Origin of the sequence: Duganella sp. P38 (genome assembly GCF_050859475.1) — a bacterium.
Classification (GTDB): domain Bacteria; phylum Pseudomonadota; class Gammaproteobacteria; order Burkholderiales; family Burkholderiaceae_D; genus Rugamonas.
The window spans coordinates 4,292,783-4,303,969 of sequence record NZ_CP193936.1 but is presented as its reverse complement, the minus strand read 5'-3'; the positions used below and the strand labels follow the sequence as shown (position 1 = coordinate 4,303,969).

Below are 11,187 nucleotides of genomic sequence, written 5' to 3'. Positions count from 1 at the left end.
TGGGTGGAAAAGGAGCATTTTAACAGCGGATGCGGCACTTGCGCAGCTTGCGCTAGAATGGCGGCATATTTATCGGAGAGTTACATGAGCATCACTGTAGAAGACGTCAAGGCCGCCCTGTCGAAAATTGTTGATCCAAACACAACGAAGGATTTCGTCAGTGGTAAAGCTGTCAAGAATTTAAAGGTCGATGGCAGCGATATTTCGCTCGACATCGAACTGGGCTACCCTGCCAAAAGCCAGATCGATGCCATTCGCGGCAGCGTGATTGCCGGCCTGAAGACCCTGCCGGGTGTCGGCAATATCAGCGTCAGCGTCTTTAGCAAGATTATCGCGCACACCGTGCAGCGCGGCCTGAAGCCGATGGTGAATGTCAAAAACATCATCGCCGTGGCCTCGGGCAAGGGCGGCGTGGGCAAATCCACCACCGCCGTCAACCTGGCGCTGGCGTTGTCGGCAGAGGGCGCGTCGGTCGGCCTGCTGGACGCCGATATCTACGGCCCATCGCAGCCGATGATGCTGGGCGTGAAGGGCCGCCCGGAAACGAAGGACGGCAAGTCGATGGAGCCGCTGGAGAACTATGGCGTGCAGGTGTCGTCGATCGGCTTCCTGATCGACCCGGACGAGCCGATGGTGTGGCGCGGCCCGATGGTCACCCAGGCGTTGCAGCAGCTGCTGGAGCAAACCAACTGGCGCGACCTGGACTACCTGATTGTCGACATGCCGCCGGGCACCGGCGATATCCAGCTGACGCTGTCGCAGAAAGTGCCGGTCACCGGCGCCGTCATCGTCACCACGCCGCAGGACATCGCGCTGCTGGACGCGCGCAAGGGCCTGAAAATGTTCGAAAAAGTCGGCATCCCGATTCTGGGCGTGGTCGAGAACATGAGCGTGCACATCTGCACCAACTGCGGCCATGCCGAAGAAGTCTTCGGCCACGGCGGCGGCGAGAAGATGTGCAAGGACTTCGGCGTCGACTTCCTCGGCGCGCTGCCGCTGACCATGGCGATCCGCGAGCAGGCCGATGCCGGCAAGCCGACCGTGGTGGCCGACCCGGATGGCAAGGAAGCTGCCATCTACAAGGCGATTGCCCGCAAAGTCGCCGTGCAGGTGGCGGAAAAAGCCAAGGACATGACCAGCAAGTTCCCAACCATCGTCGTTAAAAACGACTGATCACCAGGGCCAGTGGATACCGAGGCCAACGCCATCCTGGCGCGCGGCCTGGTATAAATACTCGGCCAGCACCAGATCCTGCAGGGCCAGGCCGGTCATGTCGAAGATTGTGATGTCCTCACGATCGCGCTTGAACTGTAGCCGGCCCGTCAGCAGACCGCCCAACGGCAAGCATGCCGTGGCGGGCGCCCATTGCAGTTCACCCAGCGCGCTCGCCTGGGTCAGATCATCCACGAACACTTTCGCCAGTTGTAGCAAGCCGTCCGGCAGCTCGCGCTTGCCGCGCGTATCGGCGCCGACACAGTTGATGTGCGTGCCCGGCCGGACGGCGCTGGCGCTGAACAACACCTCGCGCGCCGGCGTTGCCGTGATCACCACGTCGCTGGCGGCTACCGCGGCGTCGGCGTCGTGTGCGTGCTCCAACGCGCAATGCCCACTGGCCAGCGCTGCAAACTGCGCCTCGAAACGCTGGTCCGGCCGCCCGCTGCGCGATACATAGCGCGCTTCGCGCAGTGCGGGCAGGGCGCGCAATGCCGCCGCCAACTGCGCGCCGGCCTGCACGCCGGTGCCGAATACGCATACCGAGGCACTGTCCTGGCGCGCCAGCGTGCGCAAGCCCAGTTCGCCGGCTGCGGCGGTGCGCGCGGTGGTGATCGCGTTGCCGTCCAATACGGCGCGCGGCCGCCCGGTGGCCGGATCGAATAACATCACCGTGGCCTGATGCGGCTCGCCGCCCAGCTCGCGGTTGCTTGGCCAGAAGCCGGCCGCCTTGAATCCCAGCACATCACGTGCGGCGACATCGCCGGACTTGATGCCGAACACGCCGCCGGTCGCCAGCGATTCGCGCACCACCGGGAAGCTGCGGCCTTGGCCGTGCCCGTGCAGCGTGAATGCGGTGTTGGTGGCGTCGAGCGCGATGTCCGTGGTCAGCAGACCGGCGATGGCATCCCGGTCCAGCAGCAAAAGTTGAGCTTGATTTCGCATGATTGGCATATTTGTCTAAAAATGGATAAAATGTATTGTATCGACAATCGAGGAGCAAGTCATGCAGAACAATCTGGAAACGCCGGCACTGTTGTTGGACGAGGCGCGCATGCAGCGCAATATCGCGCGCATGCAGAACCGCATGACGCAGCTTGGCGTGGCGTTCCGGCCGCATGTGAAAACCAGCAAATGCCTGGAGGTGGTGCGGCGCCAGTTAGCTGCCGGCGCGCGCGGGATCACCGTCTCGACGTTAAAAGAGGCGGAAGAGTTCTTTCGCGCTGGCGTGGACGACATCCTCTACGCGGTCGCCATCGTGCCGAACAAGCTGGATCACGCGCTCAGGCTGATCCGCGCCGGCCTGCGCCTGACGCTGCTGGTGGAGTCGGTGGCGATGGCCGGGCAGGTCGCCCGCCACGGCGCCGAACATGGCGTTTGCTACGACGTACTGATTGAAATCGATACCGACGGCCACCGGTCCGGCATCAAGCCCGCCGATCCGGCGCTGTTGCACATCGCTGCCGCGCTACAGGGCGGCGCGCGCCTCAAGGGCGTGATGACGCACGCCGGCGCCTCCTACGACCTGAACACGCCGGAAGCGCTGGCCGCGATGGCCGAGCAGGAACGCGCGCGCTGCGTAGCTGCCGCCGACAAGCTGCGCGCCGCCGGCCACGCTTGCGCGGTGGTCAGCGTCGGCTCCACGCCAACCGCGCTGAACGCGCGGCAACTGGAGGGCGTGACCGAAGTGCGCGCCGGCGTCTACGTCTTCTTCGACATGGTGATGGCCGATGTCGGCGTCTGCACGGCGGACGAGGTGGCCATCAGCGTGCTGTGCACGGTCATCGGCCATCAGCCCGACAAGGGCTGGGTCATCACCGACGGCGGCTGGATGGCGATGAGCCGCGACCTGGGCCACCAGAGCCACGGCTACGGCCTGGTCTGCAACGCCGACGGCAACGCCATTCCCGGCCTGGAATTCGGCAAGGCCAACCAGGAACATGGCGTGCTGCAATGGACGGGCGAGGGCGACATCAGCCACTTGTTCCCGGTCGGCAGCAGCCTGCGCATCCTGCCCAATCACGCCTGCGCCACCGGCGCGCAACACGGTCAGTACCATGTGATACCGGAGCAGGGCGGCGCCTGGCAGGTGTGGCCGCGCTTCAGCGGCTGGTAAAAGCGCCGGGCGGGCGCTGACGCGGTAAAATAGCAGCTTTTACATCTTAGCTTTCATTACGATGACCAACGCACCAGCCAAGCCAGTCCGCACCCGTTTCGCTCCCAGCCCGACCGGTTACCTCCACCTCGGCGGCGCCCGCACGGCGCTGTATTCCTGGGCCTTCGCCCGTCACTTCGGCGGCACCTTCGTGCTGCGCATCGAAGACACCGACCTGGAGCGCTCGACCCCGGAAGCCGTGCAGGCGATTATCGAGGGCATGGCCTGGCTGGGCCTGAATCACGACGAAGGCCCGTTCTACCAGATGCAGCGCATGGACCGCTACCGCGAAGTGGTGGCGCAGATGCTGGAAGCTGGCACCGCCTACCACTGCTACTCGTCGCCGGAAGAAGTACAGGCGATGCGTGACCGCGCCACTGCCGCCGGCCTGAAGCCACGCTACGACGGCACCTGGCGTCCGGAACCGGGCAAGGTGCTGCCGGCGATACCGGAAGGCCGCAAGCCGGTGGTCCGCTTCAAGAACCCGCTCGATGGCGACGTCACCTGGAACGACTTCGTCAAAGGCACCATCACCATCGGCAATAAAGAACTGGACGACCTGGTCATCGCCCGCCCGGACGGCACGCCGACCTACAACTTCTGCGTCGCCATCGACGACCTGGACATGGAAATCAGCCACGTGCTGCGCGGCGACGACCACGTCAACAACACGCCACGCCAGATCAACATCCTGCGCGCCATCGGCGCGCCGCTGCCGGAGTACGGCCACCTGCCGATGATCCTCGGTTCGGACGGCGCCAAGATGTCCAAGCGCAAGGACGCGGTCAACGTCATGCAATACCCGGCCGAAGGCTATCTGCCGGAAGCCATCCTGAACTACCTGGCGCGCCTGGGCTGGAGCCACGGCGACGACGAAGTGTTCTCGATGGAGCAGGTGTGCCAGTGGTTCGACGGCTCGCACCTGTCGAACTCGGCCGCGCAGTTCAACATCGAAAAACTGAACTGGCTGAACAACCACTATATAAAGCAGGCCGACAACGAGCGCCTGGCCGAGCTGGCCAAGCCGCGCATGCTGGCCAACGGCGCCGTGTTCGACGGCGCGCCATCGCTGGCCGTGGTGCTGGGCCTGCTGAAAGAGCGTACCAACACCGTCAACGAACTGGCCGACGCCGCCATGCTGTTCTACCGCGAGCCGCAGCCCGACGTCGCGCTGTTGACCCAGCACGTCACGGACGCCGTCAAACCGGCGCTGGCCGATTTCGCCGAGCGCTGCAAAACGGTCGAGTGGAACAAGGCGGCGCTGGCGGCCATGATTAAAGAAGTGCTGGCCGCGCATGGCTTGAAGATGCCGCAGATCGCCATGCCGCTGCGCTTGTTTATCACCGGCCAGCTGCAAACGCCGGCGATCGACGCCGTGCTGGAAATCTTCGGCCGCGACACCGTTGTGGCGCGTCTGGCGAAGTTCCTTTAAATTATTCATTGAAGCAGGGGCAAAGTTGCAAAAGGGTATTTGCATAATACGGCGCCTCTGCTATACTCTTGTCTCTCGCGCAAACGGGGGTATAGCTCAGCTGGGAGAGCGCTTGCATGGCATGCAAGAGGTCAGCGGTTCGATCCCGCTTACCTCCACCAGTTTGCAGAGGTTGTAGTACGGTAGTGCCAAGGTCCCCATCGTCTAGAGGCCTAGGACATCACCCTTTCACGGTGAGTACCGGGGTTCGAATCCCCGTGGGGACGCCAGCTTCGCCAAGGCTGGTAGGTAGTAAATTTTCTGTGCCAGAGGGGGTATAGCTCAGCTGGGAGAGCGCTTGCATGGCATGCAAGAGGTCAGCGGTTCGATCCCGCTTACCTCCACCACCGCACAGGAGATGTTGTAGTTAAGGTAGTTCCGAGGTCCCCATCGTCTAGAGGCCTAGGACATCACCCTTTCACGGTGAGTACCGGGGTTCGAATCCCCGTGGGGACGCCAGCTTCGCCAAAGCTAGTCGGTTAGTAGTAAATGTTTTCTGCGCCCGGGGGGTATAGCTCAGCTGGGAGAGCGCTTGCATGGCATGCAAGAGGTCAGCGGTTCGATCCCGCTTACCTCCACCAACAGCGTAGAAGGCAATATCGAGAAGTTCCTTGGTCCCCATCGTCTAGAGGCCTAGGACATCACCCTTTCACGGTGAGTACCGGGGTTCGAATCCCCGTGGGGACGCCAAAGCGTAAATGAATCAAGCCGCCATGATGCGGCTTTTTTGTTTTCTGCGCCTCCTGCAGCCCCCTCGTGATAATCCGCGCATTTTTCGCTTCGGCAAGATGCTATGCTGTTGCCGATTGTTAAACAATGGTGGTGGCATGCGCGTCCTGTCTCGGCTGGTGCTTTTGATTGTCGTGCTTTCCTGCCTGACGCCGGCGGCGTGGAGCGCCACAGCTGAATCCGCCGCAGTGGAATTCGTGCAGCGCCGGCAATTGGGCGCCAACTTGCGGGCGATTGCTGTCGAAGTCGCGCTGAGAACCCAGACTTTTGCCATCATCTCGGCCAGGCGTGGCGTGGCGGAGGCGCGAGCGCTGCTATCGCAACAACTGGACTACCACGCTCCGCAGTTTCAGCCGCAATGGAATGCCAACCTGGCGCATATCTACGCCCGGCATTTCAGCGCTGAGGAATTGAGGTCGCTGACGTTACAGGGGCGAAATTCTCCCCACATTAAAAAGCTCGCCGACAAGCAAGCGCTCATCGGCGCGGAAATGCAGCGCCAGTCCACGCAGATCATGACGGCCTACACCACCGCCGCGCTCAATAGCGCGTTTAACCAGGCAAATCAGAAGTGATTCAGCTGAAAATTGCAGTAAAGTGCGGCGGCAAAGTGAAATGGGTCTACATTGGGCCAGAGTATTACGCTGGTCTGCTTTCCCAAGTCGGCACATCGAAAGTGAATCTGCGGAAAGTTGAAGATTTCTTTCAACGCATTGCGAGAAAACTCGACGTACAACGGCGCCATCGAGACTTTTGTGCTGGGACAAATGTAATATCGCAAGCGGCCCAAGCGAATCTATTCAGGAGACGCCCAACAAGGAAATGATAAATACGAAGGCTTATCTATGGAAAAGCAGATTGCGATAGAGTTAATGCAGGAAGTGCTGAAGCTCACAGCTCAGTTGAATGTGATAATTCATAAAATTCAGGAAGTGAGCCCTGAGGCTGACCGCCTGAGTCTGGACCGACACATGGGGCCGATGATGGCGGCATGCGATGAGCACCTTTTCAGGCCTATTTTGAAACATTATCCGGAGCTCGACCCTCATCGCTGATGACACGATTCGGCCAGGAGCCGTCGTTCGCAAGAGCTGTGAAAGGAATAAGGATATTGAAAAACTTTTTGTCTTTACTGGTCGTACTTTGTGCCTGCGTGAATGCTCGCGCAGAACCTTTGCCTGAGGTTGAGCGTTCAAATATCGAATACAGCTCACCTGCTGAAGCTCTATCAGCTTTACGTTTAAAACTAGGCGGTAGTTTGCCCCCGAAAAACATGCCTTGTATCCGTCTGTGGTTAAACGAGCCATTGTAGCGAAAGACAGCACCGTGTTCGTCAACATAGACGTGAAATGCAAAGCAAGCAAGGATGTCTGCGATGAGCTTGTGCGTGAATTCCTTCAGCTAAATGAACAGATGCGCTTGTCGATTCAATCAGGAGCACGCAACGCAAAGTAGGCGCTTCCGGCCACATGCGGACATTAGCTCAATCGACTCCGCGCCTAACAACAATGGTTCGCAATCATAATGAGACGCAGCGGCATACCGTGTTCGCGTATCTTATGCAAAGGACGTTACGATGATCATCAAACGACTGGCAGGAATCTTCGCTCTGTTGGCATTTATAGGTCACGCGGAGGCCAACGCCGGAACCAAGGAGAAGACCATGCAGGCTTCAGGACAGTTCGACGTGAAATTGACACCACAGCCGCCCGCGCCGGGCCTCGAATCCACTGGTCTGGGCCGGATGACTATTGACAAACAATTCGATGGGGATCTTGTGGCGCACAGCTTGGGTGAGATGCTGGCAATTCGCACCGAGGTGTCCGGGTCTGCAGGCTACGTGGCGATGGAGCGCGTGGAAGGCAGTCTCAACGGGCGCAAAGGCAGTTTCGTGTTGCAACACAGCGGTACGATGAATCGCGGCGCAGCGTCGCTTGTTTTGACGGTGGTACCAGATTCCGCAACGGGCGAACTGATGGGCCTCACCGGCGCTATGACGATAGAGATCACGAGCGGAAAGCACTATTATCGCTTCGACTACTTCCTGCCTTGAATGAGATTTCGAGGGCTCAGGCTGAATCGTCGCAAATGACAGATCGCGGGATGTGGCCAGAAGGCGACGTTCGAGCTAAAGGAAATTGCTCAGTGAATCTACGAAAACTAAGCTCCCCATTTGCACCAGGTTTGATTGCCTTTGGTGCGTTCCGCCCACGCGGCGCTATGCGCGCGGTTTGACCAGGCCGTACATGACAGCCTTGGCCACGGCATGCTGGCGGTTCGAGGCGCCGAGTTTTTTGATCACCGAAGTCAGGTGAAAATTGATGGTGCGTTCCGCCACGCCGACAATTTGGGCCATTTCCCAAGCAGTCTTGCCCTCGCACGCCCAGAACACGCACTCCAGTTCGCGCTCGGTCAACTGGTTGACCTTAGGGTTGTCGATCTTGTCGATGCGGATGTAAGCGTCGAAAAGGTAGTTGCTGAAGATGCCGGCGGCCGGCAGCAGATTGCCGAGCCGGTCGTCGTCCAGCGTCAGGTCAGAACTGGCCAGGCTGAAGAAGGCGGTCTGCCCGCTCGGAGGGCTGAGCGGCACCGTCAAGCCGCGGTGCAGACCATGCGCCTTGCCGCGCTCGATGAAGGCTTTTCCCTCGCCGGCGCCGCCTTGGGCTGCGGGCAGATGTTCCAATTCGCTCCAGAGGAGCGGCGCGGTATTGGAAAAGCTGTACTGGAGGATCGGATCGACCGACGATGTCCGGCGCTGCAGATAATGGTCGACCCACTCCGTGGGAAAATTCGTCACGGTGATCAGGCGCGGCGCGGTCAGCGACACCGCCTCGCAGACGGCGAACATATAGTGCGGCATGCCTGTCGCGCTACAGAAGTCCCTGCAGATCGATTTCAAATCCGTCAGGTGAGGCGCCTTCGACAAGGCATCGCGGAATGCGCGGAGGTGGGAATAGTCCATCGCTACTGCAGGTTGTCCAGATCGGCCGGGTCGCACTCGTCGGTGAAGACGAAGCCGAGCGGGTATCGATGATAGCCGTCGAAGTCGGCTTTCCCGATCGGCACCCCGGCATGGCGGGCGATCGCATACACCATCGCATAATGGAAGAAGAAATTCGGCATGGCGTACATCTGGTAGTACTCCCACCCGTCCAGGTTCAGATCGGCAAAGCCTGCCGCCGTCGAGACGGACTGCGCGCCAATCCGGCCGAACGCATCGTCGGGAATGGCCGCCAGATAAGCGCAGGTCGAGTCCAGCTCGGCCAGAACGCTTTCAAAGCTGTCGACGTCGTCGCTGAAGGAGACGATCTCCCGGCCGGCCAGCGGGCAGACGGTGCGCAGTGTGAATCCGATCGCCGTTTTCGCCTGCTGCAGCAGCGGGAACATATCCGGATAGAGCCGCTCGCTGCCGATCGCTTGATCGACCGCGCGTACACGGTCGAGCACTGCGCGCATCCTGCTCAGGTAATGCAAGAAAATTTTGGTTGGCACGACCACGTTGTCTACTCCTGTTCCGGCACGGTTAGCATGTTGATGGCGGCACGTCACCGCGTTTTTCTGCGACGCCCCCGCTACTATAGCGAAGTGCCTCGGCCTGCTCACCTGTCAGATCTGACACAGCGCTCCCTGCCATATCTAACAGGGACATCTGACAGCTTCACATGCAGCAGGCAGCGCCGCAGAATGGTTCTCGAATCAACCCAACCGGAGGAGCCAGCATGCACACCCATCCAGTCGCCGGCAAGCGGCGGCGTCTCAGCTTCGTGGTCATGGTAGCAGGGTACGCCGCCGCCTGGATGGTGGCCGTGCCGGTGCTGGCGAACCTCGCTCAGACCGGGTTCATCGCGCGGCATCATCTTGAGGCCCTTTCGAACCACCACCTCCGCTATCCGCCCTACGCAGGGGACGCGAAGACAGCCGTCGACGCGGCCATGCCTGTGGCAGGGCGGGCCGGAAGCGGCGGCCGCAGTCCGCCGTGCTTGCCGTCTGGAGTCCGGCCGATGACTGGCGCGATTGCCGTGGCAGACGTCTTGTAGCCGCAGTTGGACTAGGCAGCACCCACGCAATTTGCTGACGATGTACAAGTTAAAAAGCCAAGTTGCGTCGGCGACCATCCATGACCGACCTCCATTGTTTGGATCTCTAACATGCGTTTCTTAATGGAGGCACCCTTGCCACGTGGGAATGTGTGATATTTTCATTTCAGCAAGCTGGTATCCTATAACCTTTGGCTCACATGCTTGGCCGATAACGGCCAGAAGCCGCCGCTCAAAAAACGAGTCCTGAGTGAAGTCAAATAAAGAAATGAATTCAAAGAACCATCTTCCCGATACGGTAACGGTCACCCCAAGTGGCGATGAACTTGGTTCGTCCGAAGTAGTGGGCGGCAAACATCATTTCCTCTCTGCTTCCGTAGATGTGGGCAACAACGATGTATGCTTAAATTTTTCCACGCGACGAGCCATGTACGATTTTGCTAGATCTCTGCTGCATGAAGCTGTGTATGGAAATGGAGGGATGGTTGACGGCAAGGGCGGAGTCAAGGAATTTCTCCCGTCGAATGAAGAGCGTGTGGTGGACGGTGTGCGAGTGAAAGAAGGCAGTTCTCGCGTCTTCGTTTTTTATAATGAAGGATAGAGCATAAGACGGCAATGTCTTGCCGCCATCGGCCAATACCGGTCGCTCACCAACATAAGAAGGGTTAGAAGTGGAGCATCTTGTTATCGACTTTAGGCACGGAATTCGCGACGTCATTCCGTACTGCGAGTTCATCTCTAAGTGTCGTATTGCGATGGCTGAGCGCGGAATAGGAGAGTACCTCGGTGATGACATGGCCATTGATGGCGGTGATGCTGAAGGGGTCTTTGCCGGTCATTCTTCAAAGGAGCTTTTTGCGTTCATTCGGCAAGACCTTTGCGCTTTGCCGTTTATGAAGGGAGCGAAGGTCACGTTTGTTTTCGGTGCGCTCGAACAAGGCAGTCCGAGTGAAGAAATTTTTATTTGATGATGCAATAGATGGCTGCGTTCGGCCAGAAGCAGACCCCACCGTTTAGTATAAAAAAATAGAAAATTCAAATGAACATTCCAGGACTTGGTGAAGTAGAAAAAGATGAGCGCTTTGGTTGGCACTATAGTCACCCGCTTCCATTGAAAATGTTCATGGGTAAAGAGTGCAGCATCATTATCGAAGGCTACGACGAGGATGCGAATAAGGAAGATTACCATTCAACGATTGCAGCATTCTTGACTGCTGGACCGGCTGTGCTCAGCGCGGCTGAGGAATTTATCTTTCAGTACTACAAGGATATGAATAAATTTTGGAGTTCTTCTGATTCGGAATTCTTGTCTATCGAGTCCTCTAACGATGTTTGGAAACACATTCAGCTTGGAGACCAACCGATAATCTCTCGTCGGGGGTATGGCGACATGGGCATGTATGTTTCCATTGAATGCAACTGCGACTGGGAACCCGAGCACGGTCTTCAGTTGGTATTCAAGGACGGGGTAAACGTGTGCAAAGTCGGCCCGTATGATGGTCACGTCACGAATTCTGATGCCTATGCCGACGCGGGCCTTGAAAATGTAATCTATCGAGCTATAGCTTGACCGATAGCGGCCA

Annotated in this window: 13 protein-coding genes and 6 tRNA genes; 16 read left to right on the top strand and 3 right to left on the bottom strand. The window is 58.9% G+C overall.

All coding sequences use genetic code 11. The annotated features are described in order from the left end of the window. Positions 1-84 precede the first annotated feature (84 nt). Positions 85-1,173 (top strand): iron-sulfur cluster carrier protein ApbC, encoded by a 1,089-nt coding sequence (apbC, locus tag ACRQ5J_RS19950; RefSeq protein WP_432379164.1) that lies wholly within the window; start codon positions 85-87, stop codon positions 1,171-1,173. Here apbC and ACRQ5J_RS19945 read toward each other — a convergent pair whose 3' ends face one another. Next, complete coding sequence (locus ACRQ5J_RS19945; protein WP_432379162.1) at positions 1,174-2,157, bottom strand: ornithine cyclodeaminase family protein; 984 nt, start codon at positions 2,155-2,157, stop codon at positions 1,174-1,176. A 61-nt stretch (positions 2,158-2,218) separates the two neighbouring features. Here ACRQ5J_RS19945 and ACRQ5J_RS19940 point away from each other — a divergent pair, with 61 nt between their 5' ends. The 11 genes from ACRQ5J_RS19940 to ACRQ5J_RS19890 all read left to right on the top strand — a co-directional run bounded on the left by ACRQ5J_RS19940 (position 2,219) and on the right by ACRQ5J_RS19890 (position 7,620). Next, positions 2,219-3,328: an alanine racemase gene (locus ACRQ5J_RS19940; protein ID WP_432379160.1), complete on the top strand. Its 1,110-nt coding sequence runs from the start codon at positions 2,219-2,221 to the stop codon at positions 3,326-3,328. 61 nt (positions 3,329-3,389) lie between these two features. Further along, the gene (gene gltX, locus ACRQ5J_RS19935; RefSeq protein WP_432379158.1) at positions 3,390-4,799 is read left to right on the top strand and encodes a glutamate--tRNA ligase; all 1,410 of its coding nucleotides are present in this window, start codon (positions 3,390-3,392) and stop codon (positions 4,797-4,799) included. An 85-nt stretch (positions 4,800-4,884) separates the two neighbouring features. Next, positions 4,885-4,960, top strand: a tRNA-Ala gene (locus ACRQ5J_RS19930). 32 nt (positions 4,961-4,992) lie between these two features. Next, a tRNA-Glu gene (locus ACRQ5J_RS19925) sits at positions 4,993-5,068 on the top strand. A 41-nt stretch (positions 5,069-5,109) separates the two neighbouring features. Continuing rightward, positions 5,110-5,185: transfer RNA gene (locus ACRQ5J_RS19920), tRNA-Ala, on the top strand. Positions 5,186-5,221: 36 nt separating this feature from the next. Next, positions 5,222-5,297 (top strand) — tRNA-Glu (locus ACRQ5J_RS19915). Between the two features lie 46 nt (positions 5,298-5,343). Continuing rightward, a tRNA-Ala gene (locus ACRQ5J_RS19910) sits at positions 5,344-5,419 on the top strand. A 33-nt stretch (positions 5,420-5,452) separates the two neighbouring features. Next, a tRNA-Glu gene (locus ACRQ5J_RS19905) sits at positions 5,453-5,528 on the top strand. Between the two features lie 8 nt (positions 5,529-5,536). Further along, positions 5,537-6,142: a hypothetical protein gene (locus ACRQ5J_RS19900; protein WP_432379156.1), complete on the top strand. Its 606-nt coding sequence runs from the start codon at positions 5,537-5,539 to the stop codon at positions 6,140-6,142. Between the two features lie 270 nt (positions 6,143-6,412). After that, complete coding sequence (locus ACRQ5J_RS19895) at positions 6,413-6,622, top strand: hypothetical protein (RefSeq protein ID WP_432379155.1); 210 nt, start codon at positions 6,413-6,415, stop codon at positions 6,620-6,622. A gap of 608 nt (positions 6,623-7,230) precedes the next feature. Further along, positions 7,231-7,620 (top strand): DUF3224 domain-containing protein, encoded by a 390-nt coding sequence (locus ACRQ5J_RS19890; RefSeq protein ID WP_432383695.1) that lies wholly within the window; start codon positions 7,231-7,233, stop codon positions 7,618-7,620. A 165-nt stretch (positions 7,621-7,785) separates the two neighbouring features. Here the strand turns inward: ACRQ5J_RS19890 and ACRQ5J_RS19885 are convergent, their stop codons facing one another. Then, a complete protein-coding gene (locus ACRQ5J_RS19885; protein WP_432379153.1) occupies positions 7,786-8,529 on the bottom strand; it encodes a LuxR family transcriptional regulator in 744 nt (247 codons plus the stop codon). A gap of 2 nt (positions 8,530-8,531) precedes the next feature. Beyond that, positions 8,532-9,065 carry a DUF1993 domain-containing protein gene (locus ACRQ5J_RS19880; RefSeq protein ID WP_432379151.1) on the bottom strand — a complete coding sequence of 178 codons (534 nt, stop codon included), beginning with the start codon at positions 9,063-9,065 and terminating at the stop codon, positions 8,532-8,534. Positions 9,066-9,286: 221 nt separating this feature from the next. Between ACRQ5J_RS19880 and ACRQ5J_RS19875 the strand changes: the two genes are divergently transcribed. The 4 genes from ACRQ5J_RS19875 (at position 9,287) to ACRQ5J_RS19860 (ending at position 11,174) form a co-directional block, all read left to right on the top strand. Continuing rightward, complete coding sequence (locus tag ACRQ5J_RS19875) at positions 9,287-9,604, top strand: hypothetical protein (RefSeq protein WP_432379149.1); 318 nt, start codon at positions 9,287-9,289, stop codon at positions 9,602-9,604. Positions 9,605-9,854: 250 nt separating this feature from the next. Next, on the top strand, positions 9,855-10,205 hold the full coding sequence (locus tag ACRQ5J_RS19870) for a hypothetical protein (RefSeq protein WP_432379147.1): 351 nt from the start codon (positions 9,855-9,857) through the stop codon (positions 10,203-10,205). Between the two features lie 70 nt (positions 10,206-10,275). Continuing rightward, positions 10,276-10,572 carry a hypothetical protein gene (locus tag ACRQ5J_RS19865; protein ID WP_432379145.1) on the top strand — a complete coding sequence of 99 codons (297 nt, stop codon included), beginning with the start codon at positions 10,276-10,278 and terminating at the stop codon, positions 10,570-10,572. 71 nt (positions 10,573-10,643) lie between these two features. Next, on the top strand, positions 10,644-11,174 hold the full coding sequence (locus ACRQ5J_RS19860) for a DUF6985 domain-containing protein (protein WP_432379143.1): 531 nt from the start codon (positions 10,644-10,646) through the stop codon (positions 11,172-11,174). Positions 11,175-11,187: the final 13 nt, after the last annotated feature.